Source organism: Pseudomonas sp. HMWF021, from assembly GCF_003061005.1.
GTDB lineage: Bacteria > Pseudomonadota > Gammaproteobacteria > Pseudomonadales > Pseudomonadaceae > Aquipseudomonas.
Genome location: NZ_QAIK01000167.1, coordinates 1 through 18,778 on the forward strand (window position 1 = coordinate 1; position 18,778 = coordinate 18,778).

Consider the following 18,778-nt stretch of genomic DNA (forward strand, 5'->3'; position numbering starts at 1 on the left):
GGGTACGGTGTAGGAGCTGCCGAAGGCTGCGATCTTTTGATCTTCAGTCTGCCGACCGCGGCAACTGCAGGGTCACTCGCAACCCACCCTCACGCAAATTCTGTAACGTCACCTCACCGCCATGGCTGTGGGCGATGTTGCGCGCAATGCCCAGACCGAGGCCATACCCCTGCTGCTGCCCGGCCAGCCGAAAGTGCGGCTCGAACACCTGCTCCAGTCGCTGCTCCGGCACCCCCGGGCCTTCATCGTCGACGTGCAGCACGAATGCGCTTTCATCGTCGTCGATGTGCAGATGCGCGTTCTGACCGTACTTGAGGGCATTGTCGATGAGATTGCCGATGCAGCGCTTGAGCGCCAAAGGCTTGCCCGGATACGTCGCCAGCGCCCGCCCGTGCTGAGTCACGCGGCCATTGCCGTTGGGCGCCAGATACGGCTCCACCAGACAGTCGAGCACATGGTTCAGGTCCACCGGCTCGATGTTCTCGTGGATGTCGGTGTCTTTCACGCATTGCAGCGCGCCTTTGACCAGCAGCTCCAGCTCATCCAGATCACGGCCGAACTTGGCTTGCAGCTGCTCATCTTCGAGCAGTTCGACGCGCAAGCGCAGGCGGGTGATCGGCGTGCGCAGGTCATGGGAAATCGCGCTGAACAACTGGCTGCGCTCGGTCAGGTAGCGGCTGATACGCTCGCGCATGGTGTTGAACGCGCGCCCCACTTCCACCACTTCACTGCCGCCACCCTCGGCCACCGGCTCTACGTCGGCGCCCAGCGACAGGTCCCGCGCCGCCCGCGCCAGACGCTTGAGCGGCCGGCTCTGCCAGTGCACCAGCAAGCCGATGAACAACAGCAGAAAACCGCTGGTGAGGACGATGAACCAAACCTGCTGCGCCGGCAGGCCCTGCTCTTCAAGACTGGTGTAAGGCTCGGGCAGCAGCGACGCGATGTACAGCCATTCGCCGGGGGCCATTTGAATCTGCGTCACCAGCACCGGCGGGTTCACCGGTTCCAGAGTCAGCGCGTAGTGCGCCCACGAGCGCGGCAGTTCATCGAGTTTCAGCCCGGCATTGAAGATTCGCAGATCCTCGGGGCTGACGAAGGTCACCGAGATATCGGTATCGTGGCCCAGGGACTGACGCAGCACTTCGTCCACCGCCTGAATCACCGCCGCTTTGCGCGGGGTGATCGGCAATACCTCCATGCCCAGCGGTTTATCGTTGAGCGTCACCACGAAACGGGTGCCGCCCATGCTGCGCAACTGGTCGAGCACCAACGGCCGATACGCCACTGGCAACGAACGAAAATAGCTGACGCTGGCGGTCATCGAATGGGCGAGGCTGCGGGCGCTGGTGACCAGGCCTTCGAGCTGGGTGGCACGCAATTGCGAAACCCAGATCACACTCGACAAGGTCTGTGCGAACAGCACCGCGAGCAAGGTCAACAGCAGCATCCGCCCGAGCAGCGAACGCGGCACCGGCACCTTGCTGGCGAGGCTGCGCAGCGACTCAGTGAGCATTGCCGGCAACCACATTGGCTGCCAATTGATAGCCGCTGCCGCGCACGGTGCGGATCAGTCGCGGCGGTTTTTCCGTATCGCGCAGGCGCTGGCGCAAGCGGCTGACGGCCATGTCGACAATCCGGTCGAGCGGCATCAGGTCACGGCCACGGGTGGCGTTGCCGATGGTGTCGCGGTCGAGAATTTCCTGCGGATGATCGAGAAACAACTTCAGCAGCGCGAAATCCGCACCGGAGAGAATCACTTCCTCGCCGTCGGTGTGGAACAGCCGATGGCTGACCATGTCCAGCCGCCACTCGTCGAAGGCCAGCACGTCGCTGCCGCTGCGTTCCTGGCCGAACTGCGCACGACGCAGCAGCGCCTTGATCCGTGCTTGCAGCTCGCGAGGGCTGAAAGGTTTGCCGAGGTAATCGTCAGCGCCGAGTTCCAGACCGATCACCCGGTCGGCCTCATCGGAACTGGCGGTGAGCATGATGATCGGCACCTGGGCCTGACGCGGATGCTGACGCACCCAGCGGCACAGGCTGAAACCGTCTTCATCGGGCAGCATCACATCGAGGATCACCAGATCGCTGGGTGCCTCGTTGAGTGCCTGGCGGAAACTGGCGCCATCGGCGGTGGCCCGCACCTGAAACCCGGCGCGGGTCAGGTAGGTTTCCAGCAACTCGCGTATTTCCTGGTCGTCATCGACCAACAATATCGACTTGTTGACTGAGCTCACTTCGAAGGCATCCTTGTTGTTGGAATTGGGGTGGATTATGCCTGATGAACCTTGGAAATTTGTTGCCTGTTCTGGCCTCATCGCTGGCAAGCCAGCTCCCACAAGGTCTTGTACACATCCTGAGATTGTCTTCAATCCTGTGGGAGCTGGCTTGCCAGCGATGAAAGCGACTCGGTCTCAAGCCTGTTCGAGTGCCACACCGGCCCCCACCAGCCCGGAATACGGCGCCGTCACCAGCCACACCGGAATGCCCTTGAAGTAATCACTCATGCAGCCCTTGTCGGCGAAGCTGCGGGCGAAACCGCTTTCGACAAAGAAGTCGGCAAAGCGTGGAATCACCCCGCCAACGATGAACACGCCACCGCGACCTCCGGTGGTCAGCACGTTGTTGCCCGCCACACGACCGAGCCAGCAGCAGAACTGCTCCAGCACTTCGAGGGCAATCGGGTCACCGGCCAGACCGGCGGCGGTGATCGCTTCCGGGGTGTCGAGTTTAGGTTCGTGCCCGTCCACCGCACAGATTGCCCGGTACACCCGCGGCAAACCGCCGCCGCTCAACGCAGTCTCGGCGCTGACGTGGCCGATCTCGTTGTGAATGTGCTGCCACAGCTGGGTTTCTCGCGGACTGCTCAGCGGCAGATCGACGTGCCCGCCCTCCCCCGGCAACGCGGCAAACCGGCCTTCGCCCAGATCGAGCAAAGTACCGACACCCAGGCCAGTGCCCGGGCCGATCACCACCGCCGGGCGCAACGGCTCCGGCGTACCTTCGCAGACCACGCGGAATTCCCCGGGCTGCAAACGGGTCATGCCCAAGGCCATCGCCGAGAAATCGTTGATCAGCAGCAGTTGCTCGACCTGCAAGGTCTTGCAGAACGCCGTACGGCTCAGGCGCCAGTGATTGTTGGTGAACTTGAATCCATCACCACTCACCGGCCCCGCCACCGACAGGCACACCGAACCGATCGAACCCGGCGCCAGACCGAGGCCGCTCAGGTAGAGGCTGATCGCCTCTTCCGGGCTGGCGTGGTCGGCTGTCGCGAGCACCTGAACCGATTCCAGTTGCTGGTTTTTCCACAACGCGAACCGCGCGTTGGTGCCTCCGATATCACCGACCAAAGCCAGTTTCAATTAAGCGTCTCCAGGGCAGAAGTGAAGGCGCTGGCGCCCTGCTCCGCCGAGCTGAAGGCCAAACGCATGAAGCCAAACAGTTCGCGGCCGCTGCCGATGTTGTTGCCCAACAGGCCTTTGGCGGGTTCGCGCGCTGCAAATTCGGCGGCGTCGACCTTGAGTTCCAAAGTGCCTTTGACGCCATCGACGCGGATGATATCGCCCTCTTGCACCCGCGCCAAAGCACCACCGACATAAGCCTCAGGGCTGACGTGAATCGCCGCCGGGATTTTCCCCGACGCGCCGGACATGCGCCCGTCGGTGACCAGCGCGACTTTGAAGCCGCGATCCTGCAGCACGCCGAGGAACGGCGTCATCTTGTGCAGCTCGGGCATGCCGTTGGAGCGCGGGCCCTGGAAGCGCATCACCGCGACGAAATCCTTCTCCAGCAAACCGGCCTTGAACGCATCGGCCAGATCCTGTTGATCCTGGAACACCATGGCCGGTGCTTCGACGATCTGGTTTTCCAAAGCCACGGCGGAGACCTTCATCACCCCGCGACCAAGATTGCCTTCCATCACCCGCAGACCGCCCTCGGCGGAGAATGCACGGGCCACCGGGCGCAGGATGTTTTCGTCGAGACTGTCGGTCGGGCCTTCGCGCCACACCAGCTCACCGTTATCGAGGAACGGCTCTTGGGTGTAGCGGCTCAGGCCGTGGCCAAGCACGGTGTTGACGTCTTCGTGCAGCAGGCCGGCTTCGAGCAGTTCGCGGATCAGGAACGACATGCCGCCCGCGGCCTGGAAGTGGTTGATGTCGGCTTTGCCGTTCGGGTAGACGTGGCTCAGGGTCGGCACGACTTCGGAGAGGTCGGCCATGTCCTGCCAGGTCAGTTGAATGCCTGCCGCCATGGCGATGGCCGGCATGTGCAGGGTGTGGTTGGTCGAGCCGCCGGTGGCGTGCAACGCAACGATCGAGTTGACCAGCGCCTTCTCGTCGACGATTTCGCCGATCGGCATGAAGTTGCCGTTCTGCTTGGTCAGCCGCGTGACCTGATGCGCGGCTTCGCGGGTCAGGGCATCACGCAACGGCGTGTTCGGGTTGACGAAAGAGGCGCCCGGCAAGTGCAGGCCCATGACTTCCATCAGCAACTGGTTGGTGTTGGCGGTGCCGTAAAAGGTGCAGGTACCCGGGCTGTGGTAGGACTTCATTTCCGATTCCAGCAGCTCTTCACGGGTCGCCTTGCCTTCGGCGTACTTCTGCCGCACGTCGGCTTTTTCCTTATTGGAAATCCCCGAGACCATCGGCCCGCCCGGGACGAAGATCGTCGGCAGATGGCCGAAGCGCAGCGAGCCCATCATCAGGCCCGGGACGATCTTGTCGCAGATACCCAGCATCAGCGCGCCGTCGAACATGTTGTGCGACAGCGCCACCGCCGTGGACATGGCGATCACTTCGCGGCTCGGCAGGCTCAGTTCCATGCCCGGCTCGCCCTGGGTCACGCCATCGCACATCGCCGGCGTACCGCCGGCAAACTGGCCGACCGAGCCGATTTCGCGCAAGGCGTTTTTGATCTGCTGGGGAAACACTTCGTACGGCTGGTGCGCCGAGAGCATGTCGTTATACGAAGAAACAATGGCGATGTTCGCCGAGTTCATCATCCGCAAGCTGTGCTTGTCTTCGCTGCCACACCCGGCCACGCCGTGGGCGAAGTTGGCGCATTGCAGCTTGCCGCGCATCGGCCCGTCGGTGGCGGCGCCGCGAATCAGTGCAAGGTAAGCCTGACGCGTGGCGCGGCTGCGGGCGATAAGCCGTTCGGTGACCTCAAGAACGCGGGGATGCATGTGTAGAACTCCAGGCTAACGGATGTGGCGACCTGATTGTCTATGCTGATCAAACGCCGTTGTTGTTGGAATGACAGACGGCTTTTTTGACCATTCGGACCAGTTGATTCAGGTCACTCGTTGTAGATAAAACAAAATATTGCCACTAAAAAGGCTTGTTTTCTATTTTTATGCGAATAATCTTGTAATTCCAACAACAAAACGACGGCGGCGCTGTTCAATGACTCTTCGAATCGCAATCAATGGTTTTGGCCGCATCGGCCGTAATGTCCTGCGCGCACTGTATACCCAAGGCTATCGACAGGATTTGCAGATTGTCGCCATCAACGATCTGGGCGACAGCGCCATCAACGCCCATCTGCTCAAATACGACACCGTTCACGGCACATTCGACGCCGAAGTGGCCCATGACAATGAGAGCCTGACGGTCAATGGCGACCGCATTGCGGTCAGCGCCATTCGCAACCCGGCCGAGCTGCCATGGGCCGCGGAAAAGATCGATGTGGTGTTCGAATGCACCGGTCTGTTCACCGACCGCGCCAAAGCGGCCGCGCATCTTACTGCCGGCGCCCGCAAAGTCATCATCTCGGCCCCGGCCAAAGGCGCGGACGCCACCGTGGTTTATGGTGTGAACCACGACATTCTGCGTCAGTCGCACCAGATCATTTCCAACGCGTCGTGCACCACCAACTGCCTGGCGCCGGTGGCTCAGGTGCTGCACCGCGAACTGGGGATCGAAAGCGGCCTGATGACCACCATTCATGCCTACACCAACGACCAGAACCTCACCGACGTCTACCACACCGACCCGTACCGTGCGCGTTCGGCCACGCAGAACATGATCCCGAGCAAGACCGGCGCCGCCGAAGCGGTGGGCCTGGTGCTGCCGGAACTGGCGGGCAAACTGACCGGCATGGCCGTGCGGGTGCCGGTGATCAATGTGTCGCTGGTGGACCTGACTGTGCAGTTGAAAAAAGAAGCGTCGGCCGACGAGGTCAACGCGCTGATGAAAGCGGCCAGCCAGCACTCGAAAATTTTGGGTTACAACACGTTGCCGCTGGTTTCCAGCGACTTCAACCATAACCCGCTGTCGTCGATCTTCGATGCCAATCACACCAAAGCCAGCGGCAAACTGCTGAAGGTGCTGGCCTGGTACGACAACGAATGGGGCTTCTCCAACCGCATGCTGGATAACTGCCTGGCGCTCTGCAACGCCGAATAATCCCGCCCGCCCCTGTAGGAGCTGCCGCAGGCTGCGATCTTTTGATCTTGTTTTAAAAGCAACATCAAAAGATCGCAGCCTTCGGCAGCTCCTACATTTGTCTGCTTCGTTCAAAACAACACTTGACCACCGGACTGGATGATAAGCATTATCATTCGCTCGAAATGGATCAGGTTCCCCCGTGAGTCAATCACGCTTCAATCATGTCTTCCTCTCTCAGCGCACGTCCCTGCTGCGCACGATCGAGCGGATGGTCAACAACCACAGCACCGCCGAAGACCTGCTGCAGGAGACCTACCTGCGCGTCACGCGGGCGCTGAGCGAGCGCGCCATCGATCACCTTGAACCCTTCGTCTTTCAGACGGCGCGCAATCTGGCGTTGGATCACCTGCGTGCGCGCAAGATTCATTCACGGACCATGGTCGATGACGTGCCGCAGGATGTGGTGCATAGCGTCGCCGCCCCCGCCAGCAGCGCCGAAGACGCCGCCCACGCCGAACAGATGCTGGAGCGCCTGAACGTGAGCCTCAGTCAACTCAGCCCCCGCCAGCAGCAGATTTTCATTCTCAGCCGCCTGCACGGGCACAGTTATCAGGAAATCGCCGACGAGTTGAACGTCTCGTTGAGCACCGTACAGAAGGAACTCAAGCTGATCATGTCGATCTGCATTGGTGTCGCCGAGCGTCTGAATGGCGACTGAGGCCGTAAGACTTTTCTCTATGCATCAGCAGTGCCTGCACTGATCATCGGGCTTTGCTACCCTTGCCCGACTTTTACGCTTCACTAAAAAAACAGCCGTGCACAGACACTGCCGAGGAAACACCGTGACGGACACCCACCGCTCGCCTTCGCCCGCAACGGCGCAGGACGCTGCAAGTGCAATGGACCAGGCTCTGGACTGGCTCATCGTGCTCGGCAGTGCGGACGACGAGCAGACCCGGCAGTTTCACGCCTGGCTGGCGGCCGATCCGTTGAATGCCGAGGCGTTCGCCAAGGCCCAGGCGATCTGGGACGGGCCGCAAGTGGTGCAATGTGCACAGAGCCTCGCGGCGAAGCCGGCAAAAGTCACCTTGCTCAAACGTCTGCGCCCGCACTGGAAACCCCTGGCGACCGCCGCCGTATTGATCCTCGGCCTGTTCAGTTTCAGCAACCTGCCGATGCGCCTGCAGGCCGATCACCTGACCGTGGTCGGCGAGCGCCAGCGTCTGCAACTGGAGGACGGCTCCAGGGTGCTGCTCAACACCAATTCGGCGTTCTCCAGCACCATCGATGAGCGCCAGCGCGTGGCGCGGCTGTATCAGGGTGAAGCGTTTTTCGAGGTGGGCGCCAACCGTGCTCAGCCATTGGAAATCGATGCCGGCCCGGTACAGGCCAGCGTGCGCGACACCGCGTTCGCCGTGCGTTATCTGGACGGCGTGGCGCAGGTCAATGTGCAGCGCGGCGATGTCGATCTGCGCGCCACCCACAACGACGCGCGGGTGCGTTTGAGCGCCGGCGAAAGCATCCGCATCGGCCCCAATGGTTTCGATCATCCGGCCAAACTGGATCCCGCCACCGACTTGGCCTGGGTTCAGGGCCGGTTGATCTTCGAGAACTGTCCCCTCGACAAGGTGCTCGCCGAACTGCGCCGCTACTACCCGGGCTGGATCATCAACACCAACGAACAGTTGGCCGACGTCAACGTCACCGGCAATTACCGTCTCGACCAGCCGCTCGACGTTGTGCGTTCCCTCGCTCACATCACCTCGGCGCGCCTGCAGGAATTCCCCGCGCTGGTAATTTTGAACTGAATGAGAATTATTTTTACTCGATAGCCGAATCCCGTTCGTCTCGTTATAGCCAATGCAATTGATTCGCATCTTCTGAGGCGAATCAGCACCTATAAAGATTCGTGCGACACGGAGCGCTATCGATGTCCTCTCGCCTTACCCGCCAGACTGCTTCCCCTTCCCGCGTATTGTCGCTGTTGACGGCCGCCATCCTCATGGCCGGCACCGCACCGCTGATGGCTGCCACCGAACAACCGGCGCGCAACATGGGTGATTATTCGTTTTCGATCGCCCAGCAACCGCTGGTGTCGGCGCTCAATGCCTTCACCAGCGTGACCGGCTGGCAGGTCGGCTTGCCGGCAGAACTGGGCCAGGGTGTTTCGTCCCCGGGCGTGCGCGGTTCGCTGCCGCCGGAAAAAGCCCTGGAGCGCCTGTTGGTGGGGACCAACCTGAGCTTCCGCAAGCTGAGCAACAACAACGTGGTGCTGGAAAAGCGCAATAACAGCGGCGCGCTCAATCTGGATCAGGTGACCATCAGCGCCACTCGCCAGGAACAATCGGTCAACAGCGTGCCGGCCACCGTCACCGTGCAGACCCGCCAGGATCTGGACCGCAACAACGTCAACACCATCAAGGATCTGGTGCGCTACGAGCCGGGTGTGTCCGTCGGCGGCGCCGGCCAGCGCGGCGGCATCAGCGGCTACAACATTCGCGGCATCGACGGCGACCGCATCCTGACGCAGGTCGACGGCGTCGAAGTACCGGACGGTTTCTTCAACGGCCCGTACGCCAAGACCCAGCGCAATTACGTCGACCCGGAAATCGTCAAACGCGTGGAAATCCTCCGTGGCCCGGCCTCGGTGCTGTACGGCAGCAACGCCATCGGCGGCGCCGTCAGTTACTACACCCTCGACCCGGACGACATCATCAAGCCGGGCAAAGATGTCGGCGCGCGCCTGAAAACCGGTTACAGCTCTGCCGATGAGAGCTGGCTGAAATCCGCCACCGTCGCCGGCCGCGCCGAGCAGTTCGACGGCTTGCTGCACTTCAGCCAGCGCGACGGCCACGAAACCGACTCCTACGGCAGCAACAACGGCACGGGCCTCGCCCGCACCGCCGCTAACCCGGAAGACGTCAAAGCCACCAACGTACTGGCGAAAATCGGCTGGAACTACAACGAAGATTCGCGTCTGGGCCTGACCTACGAAAAGTACAAGGATGATCGCGACACCGATCAGAAAAGCGCCTACGGCGGCCCGTACTTCAATGGCGCCCCGACCATCCCCAACAGCGTGCTGCCCGGCGGCATGTACCAGTGGCGCACCGGCAACGACACCATCACCCGTGAACGTTTCGGCCTCGAACACAGCTTTGCCCTCGACAGCCTGCTGGCGGATAACGTGAAGTGGAGCCTCAACCATCAGGTCGCCAAGACTGACCAGAGCACCGAAGAGTTCTACTACCCGATGACCCGAAAAGTGCTGCGTACCCGCGACACGATCTACGAGGAAAAACAGTGGGTATTCGATGCGCAACTGGACAAGGCCTTCGCCATCGGTGACACCGATCACGTGCTGACGTACGGCACCACGATCAAGCAGCAGAAAGTCACCGGTTCGCGCAGCGGCGACGGCAAGTGCCTGGCGGTCGGTCGTGGCTGCACCGCCATCGGCGCCACCAGTGCGGCAGACGTGCTGAAGAAATCCAGCGATTTCCCGGACCCGACCATCAACACCTACAGCCTGTTCGCTCAGGATCAGATCAGCTGGAACAAGTGGACCTTCCTGCCGGGCCTGCGCTACGACTACACCCAGCTCAAGCCGCACATCACCCAGGAATTCCTCAACACCGTGGCCGCCGACGGTAACGGCACGGTCAGCGACGAGAACAAGACCTGGCACAAAGTCTCGCCAAAATTCGGCCTGACCTACGCCCTGACCGACAACTACACCTGGTACGGCCAGTACGCCGAAGGTTTCCGCACGCCGACCGCCAAAGCGCTGTACGGCCGCTTCGAAAACAGCACCACCGGCTACAACGTGGCGCCGAATCCGGATCTGGAGCCGGAAAAAAGCAAAAGCTATGAAACCGGTCTGCGCGGCAACTTCGAGCAAGGCTCGTTCGATGTGGCGGTGTTCTATAACAAGTACCGCGATTTCATCAACGAAGACGCGGTCACTCCTGGTTACGATGAGCTGACCTTCCAGTCGAGCAACATCAAGCACGCGACCATCAAGGGTGCCGAAGTCAAAGGTCGCTTGAACCTCGATGCGTTCGGCGCACCGCAAGGCCTGTACACCCAGGGCTCGATCGCCTACGCCTACGGGCGCAACAACGACACCGGCGAGCCGCTCAACAGCGTCAACCCGCTGACCGGCGTGTTCGGCCTGGGTTACGACCAGGACAACTACGGTGGCCTGCTGAGCTGGACCGTGGTGAAGAAGAAGGATCGCGTCGACGACACGCAATTCAAGTCGCCGGACGGCGTCAGCAGCCAGTTCAAATCGCCGGGCTTCGGCATTCTCGACCTGGCCGGTTATTACAAGGTTACCGATGACGTCACCGTCAGCGGCGGCATTTACAACCTGACCGACAAGAAATACTGGCTGTGGGATGACGTGCGCGGTTACGACGGTGTGGGCGAGGCTTCGGTCATCAGCCCGGCCAACCTCGACCGCCTGACCCAACCGGGCCGCAATTTCGCGATCAACCTGATCTGGGACATCTGACCCGGGCCGAACTCACTGCGCATGTATGCACATTGCGCAGTGAGGTTTTTTTACGCTCGCACGTCTTCTTGTTCGTCTCGTTAGCAAGCGCCTCTTTTATCAAGGACCTCCCATGACCACTTCGGAAAAAGCCCTGCGTTCACAACGCCTGAACCAGATCACCCACGAGCCGCACAGCAAACTCGATGCGCTGGTCAAGGCTCACGCGCCGTTCGAGACCCGCGCCAACTTCGCCCGTTTCGTGGTCGCGCAGTACCTGTTCCAGTCGGAGCTGGTTGACCTCTACAACAACCCCGAACTGACCGCCATCGTCCCTGACCTGCCGGCCCGTTGCCGCGCTGAAGCGGCCAAGGCCGACCTGGCGGATCTGCACACCGACATCCCGGCACCCGTGGCCGGCGCGCTGAAAAACCCGAGCAAGGCCCGTGCCCTCGGCTGGATCTTCGTCTCCGAAGGTTCGAAGCTGGGCGCGGCATTCCTGATCAAACGCGCGGTGGCGCTGGAGCTGAGCGAAACCTTCGGTGCGCGTCACCTGGGCGAGCCTGAAGGTGGCCGTGCCGAGGGCTGGAAAAGCTTCGTGCGCACCCTTGATTCGCTGCAGTTCACTGCCGAGGAAGAAGCCGAAGTGGAACAAGGCGCAATCGACGCATTCAACCGCTTCACCGTGCTGCTGGAACAGGCTTACGCCACCGAAGCCGAACCGGCCTGACCCACCCAAAATCCCCCTGTAGGAGCTGCCGCAGGCTGCGATCTCTTGATCTTGAAAACAACATCAAAAGATCGCAGCCTGCGGCAGCTCCTACAGGGGGGCCGCGTAAGCCTGTAAGATTCCCGTCCCGCTTCAGAAGCAACCGCCGAGCCCATGCCGCAACCCGCCTCCTCCAAACTCGCCCGCCTGCTGTTCGGCCTGCTGGCCTATGTCAGCCTCGGCATTGGCCTGATCGCCATCGTCGTGCCCGGCCTGCCGACCACCGAGTTCATCCTGCTCGCCGCCTGGGCCGCGACCCGCAGCTCGCCACGCCTGAGTGCCTGGCTGGAAAACCATCGGCTGTTCGGGCCGATCCTGAGCAACTGGCGCAACGGCAAGATCATCGCGCGCAAGGCCAAGGTCAGCGCCACCGTCAGCATGCTGCTGTGCGCGACGCTGATGCTGGTGATGCTCGATCACGGCTGGCCGGTGTATCTGGCGATTGCCGGGATGAGTCTGGGCAATCTGTGGATCTGGTCGCGTCCGGAAGCGATCCCCTCCTCTTCCTGACCTCCCGCTATGCTTTGTGGATGTGGCTTTTGTGGTGAGGGGATTTATCCCCGATTGGCTGCGCAGCAGCCACTAATCAGGCATCCGCAGAGTGTCAGTTAAAAATGGTGGTCAGGTTTTGGGCCTGCTGCGCAGTCCATCGGGGATAAATCCCCTCACCACAAAGCCTCATCACCAGCAGTTCCTCAGTGTTCACCAGGCTGAAACTTCCCTGTAATCAATCGCCTTTTCAGCACAATCCCCTGCGCAAACGTTTAGCGTCGACCGTTCGTCGGCAAGCGCCTCATGCGCCATCGCTGCGCGCCGATGAGCAATGCATGGCGCTGAATGGATTTGGCGAACCGGGTAGTTAATCCCGTGGCCACCTGCTCATTCATTCACGAGATCGCCCCATGTTCGACTCTCTCTCCATTCGCCTGAAAATCGTCCTGCTCTCCGGCCTGTGCCTGCTGGGTGTGGTTGCGCTGATCGTCGGCATGAACATTTACCAGACCAACCAGAACGACGAACTGGTCAGCAACTCCAGCAACCAACTGCTCACCGCCAGTGTGCAGAACCTGTTGCAGGCCAAGGCGGCCGAGCAGGCTGTGCGGGTGCAGAAGACCTTTGGCGAGAGCCTGACGGTGATCACTGCGCTGGCCGATCAGATCAAGGACATGCGCGTGCTGGCCGCCAAGCGTTCGCTGGACGCCGGCGCCCTGCGTGAAGAGTTGAACCAGAGCCTGAAAACCGCGTTCGAGCGCAACGACAAGGTGCTCGGCATCTGGCTCGCCTTCGAACCCAACGGCCTCGATGGCAAGGACAGCGAGTTCGTCAACGATGCCGCGCGCCAGTCCAACGAAGCCGGGCGCTTTGCGACTTACTGGAGCCGTGCCGCCGGTTCGGCGCTGAACACGATCATGGTCGAAGAAGACATGACCAAGACCACCCTCAGCGTCAGCGGCACGCCGTACAACAGCTGGTACACCTGCCCTCGCGACAACAAGCGCACCTGCCTGCTCGACCCGTATGCCGACACCGTGGGCAACAAGGAAATGTTGATGACCACCATTTCCGTGCCGCTGATCGTCGACGGCAAGGCCATCGGTGTGGTCGGCGTCGACATCGCCCTCGATGCCCTGCAAGCGGCGGCCGTGGAGTCGCAGCGCAATCTGTTCAACAACGCCGGGCACATGCTGATCGTCTCCGGCAGTGGCGTGCTCGCTGCCGACAGTTCCGACGCGACCAGGGTCGGCAAAAAGATCAGCGACACCCTCGGCGCCGACGGCAAGGATCTGTTGCAACTGGTCAGCAGCGGCACGCCGAAGATTCTCGAACAGGGCGACCTGATTCGCGCCGTGTACCCGGTCGATCCGATTGGCAATTCGCGGGCCTGGGGCGTGGTCATCGACCTGCCGAAACAAGTGCTGCTGGCCGACTCGGTCAAGCTGCAAGCCGTGCTCGACGATGCGCAGGAAACCGGTGTGCTCACCGCCTTGGCGGTGGCGGCCGTTGCCGGTTTGATTGGCTTGCTGCTGATCTGGCTGACCGCCTCCGGTGTCACCCGCCCGATCAACAATGTCGCCGAGATGCTGAAAAACATCGCCAGCGGTGAAGGCGATCTGACCCAGCGCCTGAACTACAGCAAGAAGGATGAACTGGGCGAACTGGTGAACTGGTTCAACCGCTTCCTCGACAAGCTGCAACCGACCATCGCCCAGATCAAGCAGAGCATCACCGAAGCGCGGGGCACTGCCGATCAGTCTTCGGAAATCGCCCGTCAGACCAGCGAAGGCATGCAGGTGCAATTCCGCGAGATCGATCAGGTCGCCACCGCGTCCAACGAAATGAGCGCCACCGCCCACGACGTCGCCAACAGCGCGTCGAACGCGGCCAACGCCGCCAAGGGCGCCGACCAGTCGGCCAAGGACGGCATGTCGATCATCGAGCGCAGCACCCGCGACATCAATCAACTGGCCGATGAAGTCAGCAAAGCGGTGACCGAAGTCGAAGCGCTGGCAGTCAACAGCGAGCAGATCGGTTCGGTGCTGGAAGTGATCCGCAGCATCGCCGAACAGACCAACCTGCTGGCGCTCAACGCCGCCATCGAAGCCGCCCGCGCCGGGGAAAGCGGTCGCGGATTTGCCGTGGTGGCCGACGAGGTGCGCAACCTTGCCAAGCGCACTCAGGATTCAGTTGAGGAAATTCGCGTGGTGATCGAACGCATCCAGACCGGCACCCGTGGCGTGGTCGCGACCATGCACTCGAGCCAGACCCAGGCGCACAACAACGCCGGGCAGATCCGTCAGGCCGTGGATGCGCTGGGCAAGATCAGCGATGCGGTGACCGTGATCAGCGACATGAACCTGCAGATCGCCAGCGCCGCCGAACAGCAGAGCGCCGTGGCCGAAGAGGTCAACCGCAACGTCTCGGCGATTCGTACCGTGACTGAGACGCTGACTGAACAGGCCACTGAATCGGCGGCGATCAGCAGCCAGCTCAATGCGTTGGCGAGTCAGCAGATGAAGCTGATGGATCAGTTCCGCGTCTGAAAATCACCACAGTCCCTGTGGGAGCTGGCTTGCCAGCGATGACGGTGGATCAGTCAGTACATGAGTGACTGACACACCGCAATCGCTGGCAAGCCAGCTCCCACAGGGGGCAGTGTTCGTTGTTCGGGGATTTCATCTGCCTCGAGATTTTTTTGCACTATCATCGCCCTCTCTCCCGGAGGGCCTTCGATGACTGATTTACTCACGTCCATTCAAGCCGCACTCGGCTTGCCCAACACGCCGATTCCGTTCACCGCCAGTGGCGCCCTGCCCTCGGCGTTCGCCGTGACCGATCTGGCCTGCGCCAGCATCGCCGCTGCCGGTCAGGCCGTCAGCGAACTGCTCCAGCAACAGACCGGGCGCCTGCCCGCCGTGGAAGTCGACCGAAGACTGGCGTCGTTCTGGTTTGCCACCTCGTTGCGGCCGATCGGTTGGGAAACCCCGCCGCTGTGGGATCCGGTTGCCGGTGACTACGCAACCGAAAACGGCTGGATCCGCCTCCACACCAACGCCCCGCATCACCGCGCCGCAGCCGAACGCGTGCTAGGTGCCTGCGCCGACCGTGCCGCAATGGCGAAGAAAGTCGCGCAGTGGCGCAGCGCCGAACTGGAACAGGCGGTGGTCGAGGCCAACGGCTGCGCCGCCGAAATGCGCAGCTGGGCGCAATGGCAGCAGCATCCGCAAGGGTTGGCAGTGAATGCCGAGCCGCTGGTGCATTTCAGCCCCGATCAGGACGAAACACTCAAACCATGGCAAGGCTCGGTGGCGCAACCGCTGGCCGGGCTCAAGGTGCTGGACCTGACCCGCGTGCTCGCCGGTCCCACCGCCAGCCGTTTTCTCGCGGGTCTGGGCGCCAATGTGCTGCGCATCGATCCGCCGAGCTGGAACGAGCCAGGCGTCATCCCGGACATGACCCTTGGCAAACGCTGCGCGCGGCTGGATCTGCAGCAACCCGCCGATCGTGCAGTGTTCGAGAACCTGTTGAAGGACGCCGACATTCTCGTGCACGGCTACCGCGCCGATGCCCTGGAGCAGCTCGGTTTCGGCGCCGAACGCCGCCGACAACTGGCGCCAGGTTTGATCGACGTCTGCCTCAATGCCTACGGCTGGAGCGGCCCGTGGCAGAACCGTCGTGGTTTCGACAGCCTGGTGCAGATGAGCAGCGGCATCGCCGAGGCCGGTCAGCGCTGGAAGCATGCCGATAAACCAACGCCATTGCCGGTGCAGGGGCTGGATCACGGCACCGGGTATTTGATGGCGGCCAGTGCGATACGGCTTCTGACGGAGCGATTGAAGACGGGCCGGGGTGGCTCGGCGCGGTTGTCACTGGCGCGCACCGCCAGGCTGTTGATCGAACGGGGGCCGGGGACGAGCGAGGCGTTGCGGGCTGAAGATGCGCAGGATAAAAGCCTGTCGCTGGAGCAGACACCGTGGGGGCCGGCGCATCGATTGCTGGCGCCGGTGACGATCAGCGGGACGCCGCTGCACTGGGCGTTGCCGGCCAGCGAATTGGGTTCACATCGCCCGTTGTGGTGAAACCATGCAGACCTCTTCGCTGGCAAGCCAGCTCCCACAGGTTCAAAGGTGTTCACACACTCTGTGTTCGACACAGACACTGTGGGAGCTGGCTTGCCAGCGATGGGGCCAGTCCGAGCAGCACACACTATTGATCAGTCAGCCCGGCTCAAAGACGTCCACAACACCTGCGCCGCATACCCGCGAAACGGCCGCCAGGCCTCAGCCCGATCCGCCAGTTCCCGCGCCGCAGGTCGCACACCTTCCAGCACCTCCAGCGCCCGCAGCAAGCCGACATCGCCATGGGGAAAGCCGTCCATATCGCGCAACTGCCGCAATGCGATGTACTGCGCCGTCCACCCGCCAATCCCGTGCAACGCCAGCAACCGCGCCACGCCACCCTCGCGCCCCGGCTCGAACAGCAGCGGATCATCCAGCAGCGCCTGCGCCACGCCCGATAACGTTCGCCCGCGACTTTTCGGCATGCCCAGCGCCGCCAGGTCCGCCATCGCCAACACGCCGGCCTCGGGGAACACATGCGTCAGGCCCGGCAACTTCGAGCGCAAGGGCGCGCCATAGTGCGCAAGCAGTTTGCCCGCCAGGCGAATCGCCGCCACCACGGTGATCTGCTGCCCCAGCACCGCCCGAAACGCCAGCTCCAGACCGTCCCACGCCCCCGGTACCCGCAGCCCAGGGCGCTCGGCAATCAAACGCGCGAGCAGCGGATCATTCGCCAGATGCCGATGCATCAATGCCAGATCGGCATCCAGATCAAACATCCGACGCAAACGCTGAATGATCTCCGGCACAACGGCCGGATCAGGACAATCCAGCTCGACTTCCAGCGCATCACCCGCGCCCGCCCACACCGACAGCGTACCCTGCACCCCGCGCAGGCCAATGCTGCGCGAGTAAACGCCCTCCACCACCGTCTCCATTCCCACCACCGCCCGCGCCGCGAGAAACCCGAGCATCGCGTCCCAGTCATAGGGCGGCTGATAAGCCAGCGTCAGCCTCACAGCGACAGCACACCGCTGTACAAGCCATACGCCGCCAGCCCCGCGCCGATCAGCACGCAGGCAAAAATGCCCTTCTCCACCGTGGTGAACAACGGCTCGCCCTGCTCATGCTTGGCCTTGGCGAACAGCACCACGCCCGGCGCGTACAACAGCGCCGACAGCAGCAAATACTTCACACCACCCGCATACAACAGCCACACCGCGTAGCACAGGGCGATGCCACCGATCAGCAGGTCTTTGGTGCGTTCAGCCGAAGCATGTTCGTAAGTTTCGCCACGCCCGCTGAGCAACACCGCGTACGCCGCCGACCACAGGTACGGCACCAGAATCATCGAAGAGGCGAGGTAGATCAGACTGGTGTAGGTGCCGGCGGAGAACAGTGTGATCAGCAGGAAAATCTGAATCATCACGTTGGTCAGCCACAGCGCATTGACCGGCACATGGTTGGCGTTTTCCTTTTTCAGGAACGCCGGCATGGTCTTGTCCCGGGCCGTGGCGAAGAGAATTTCGGCGCAGAGCAGCGCCCACGACAGCAATGCGCCGAGCAGGGAAACCGCCAGACCGATGCTGATCAGCAATGCCCCCCACGGCCCGACGATGTGTTCCAGCACCGCCGCCAGCGACGGGTTCTGCAGGGTCGCCAGTTCCGGCTGGCTCATGATCCCCAGGGACAGCACGTTAACCAGCACCAGCAGCGCCAGCACGCCAAGAAAACCGATCACCGTGGCGCGGCCGACGTCGCTGCGTTTCTCCGCCCGCGCCGAATACACGCTGGCGCCCTCGATGCCGATGAACACGAACACCGTCACCAGCATCATGTTGCGCACCTGATCCATCACCCCGCCGAAGCTCGGGTTGCTGCGGCCCCAGATATCGCGGGTGAAAATGTCGGCCTTGAACGCCACAGCGGCAATCACGATGAACATGATCAGTGGCACGATCTTGGCGACCGTGGTCACCTGATTGATGAACGCTGCCTCCTTGATCCCGCGCATCACCAGAAAATGCACCGCCCACAACAACACCGACGCGCAGCCGATGGCGATCGGCGTATTGCCTTGGCCGAACACCGGGAAGAAGTAACCGAGGGTGCTGAACAGCAACACGAAATAACCGACGTTGCCCAGCCACGCACTGATCCAGTAGCCCCAGGCGGACGAGAAACCCATGTAGTCGCCGAAACCGGCCTTGGCGTAGGCGTAGACCCCGGAGTCCAGCTCGGGCTTGCGATTGGCCAGGGTCTGGAACACGAACGCCAGGGTCAGCATGCCGATGGCGGTGATCCCCCAGCCGATCAGGATCGCCCCGGCATCGGCGCGGGCAGCCATGTTCTGTGGCAGCGAAAAAATCCCCCCGCCAATCATCGAACCCACCACCAGGGCGATCAACGCACCCAGTCGCAGCTTTTGCGTCGGTTGCGACATTCCAGTCTCCCTTTTCCTGACAACGATTATCGAAACCTGTTTATACCTGTGGCGAGGGGATTTATCCCCGATGGGTGGCGAAGCCGCCCCAAACCCTGAGAATTCGTTCTGTCTGATACGCCGCGC

13 protein-coding genes and 2 pseudogenes are annotated in these 18,778 nt (G+C 62.0%); 9 read left to right on the forward strand and 6 right to left on the reverse strand.

Features of this window, described 5'->3' with window-relative positions; all coding sequences use genetic code 11:
- Window positions 1-43 precede the first annotated feature (43 nt).
- The 4 genes from DBR18_RS24000 to edd form a co-directional block, all read right to left on the reverse strand.
- On the reverse strand, window positions 44-1,513 hold the full coding sequence (locus DBR18_RS24000; RefSeq protein WP_108592183.1) for an ATP-binding protein: 1,470 nt from the start codon (window positions 1,511-1,513) through the stop codon (window positions 44-46).
- Window positions 1,503-2,234 carry a response regulator gene (locus DBR18_RS24005; RefSeq protein WP_007917879.1) on the reverse strand — a complete coding sequence of 244 codons (732 nt, stop codon included), beginning with the start codon at window positions 2,232-2,234 and terminating at the stop codon, window positions 1,503-1,505. Before DBR18_RS24005 ends, DBR18_RS24000 begins: the two co-directional genes overlap by 11 nt.
- Before the next feature lie 177 nt (window positions 2,235-2,411).
- On the reverse strand, window positions 2,412-3,362 hold the full coding sequence (locus tag DBR18_RS24010; RefSeq protein ID WP_108592184.1) for a glucokinase: 951 nt from the start codon (window positions 3,360-3,362) through the stop codon (window positions 2,412-2,414).
- Complete coding sequence (edd, locus tag DBR18_RS24015) at window positions 3,359-5,185, reverse strand: phosphogluconate dehydratase (RefSeq protein ID WP_007969309.1); 1,827 nt, start codon at window positions 5,183-5,185, stop codon at window positions 3,359-3,361. The genes DBR18_RS24010 and edd overlap by 4 nt, the downstream gene beginning before the upstream one ends.
- A gap of 220 nt (window positions 5,186-5,405) precedes the next feature.
- Here edd and gap point away from each other — a divergent pair, with 220 nt between their 5' ends.
- The 9 genes and pseudogenes from gap (at window position 5,406) to DBR18_RS24055 (ending at window position 16,230) form a co-directional block, all read left to right on the forward strand.
- Window positions 5,406-6,407 (forward strand): type I glyceraldehyde-3-phosphate dehydrogenase, encoded by a 1,002-nt coding sequence (gene gap, locus DBR18_RS24020; protein ID WP_027612558.1) that lies wholly within the window; start codon window positions 5,406-5,408, stop codon window positions 6,405-6,407.
- Between the two features lie 181 nt (window positions 6,408-6,588).
- The gene (locus DBR18_RS24025; protein ID WP_108592185.1) at window positions 6,589-7,107 is read left to right on the forward strand and encodes an RNA polymerase sigma factor; all 519 of its coding nucleotides are present in this window, start codon (window positions 6,589-6,591) and stop codon (window positions 7,105-7,107) included.
- Window positions 7,108-7,231: 124 nt separating this feature from the next.
- The gene (locus DBR18_RS24030) at window positions 7,232-8,197 is read left to right on the forward strand and encodes a FecR domain-containing protein (RefSeq protein ID WP_108592186.1); all 966 of its coding nucleotides are present in this window, start codon (window positions 7,232-7,234) and stop codon (window positions 8,195-8,197) included.
- 122 nt (window positions 8,198-8,319) lie between these two features.
- Complete coding sequence (locus tag DBR18_RS24035) at window positions 8,320-10,905, forward strand: TonB-dependent receptor (RefSeq protein ID WP_108592187.1); 2,586 nt, start codon at window positions 8,320-8,322, stop codon at window positions 10,903-10,905.
- 112 nt (window positions 10,906-11,017) lie between these two features.
- The gene (locus DBR18_RS24040) at window positions 11,018-11,614 is read left to right on the forward strand and encodes a biliverdin-producing heme oxygenase (RefSeq protein WP_108592188.1); all 597 of its coding nucleotides are present in this window, start codon (window positions 11,018-11,020) and stop codon (window positions 11,612-11,614) included.
- Window positions 11,615-11,767: 153 nt separating this feature from the next.
- A complete protein-coding gene (locus DBR18_RS24045; RefSeq protein ID WP_108592189.1) occupies window positions 11,768-12,163 on the forward strand; it encodes a YbaN family protein in 396 nt (131 codons plus the stop codon).
- Between the two features lie 656 nt (window positions 12,164-12,819).
- Window positions 12,820-13,788: pseudogene (locus DBR18_RS30395) on the forward strand (chemotaxis protein); the annotation flags it as partial.
- A 378-nt stretch (window positions 13,789-14,166) separates the two neighbouring features.
- Window positions 14,167-14,694 (forward strand): annotated as a pseudogene (locus tag DBR18_RS30400) (methyl-accepting chemotaxis protein); the annotation flags it as partial.
- A gap of 189 nt (window positions 14,695-14,883) precedes the next feature.
- On the forward strand, window positions 14,884-16,230 hold the full coding sequence (locus DBR18_RS24055; protein ID WP_108592191.1) for a CoA transferase: 1,347 nt from the start codon (window positions 14,884-14,886) through the stop codon (window positions 16,228-16,230).
- A 134-nt stretch (window positions 16,231-16,364) separates the two neighbouring features.
- On the opposite strand, the gene DBR18_RS24060 is transcribed toward DBR18_RS24055, so the two are convergent.
- Together DBR18_RS24060 and arcD are read right to left on the reverse strand one after the other, a co-directional pair.
- Window positions 16,365-17,228, reverse strand: a complete 864-nt coding sequence (locus tag DBR18_RS24060; RefSeq protein ID WP_108592192.1) for a DNA-3-methyladenine glycosylase — start codon at window positions 17,226-17,228, stop codon at window positions 16,365-16,367.
- Window positions 17,225-18,652: an arginine-ornithine antiporter gene (arcD, locus tag DBR18_RS24065; protein WP_007969298.1), complete on the reverse strand. Its 1,428-nt coding sequence runs from the start codon at window positions 18,650-18,652 to the stop codon at window positions 17,225-17,227. The genes DBR18_RS24060 and arcD overlap by 4 nt, the downstream gene beginning before the upstream one ends.
- Between the last annotated feature and the right edge of the window lie 126 nt (window positions 18,653-18,778).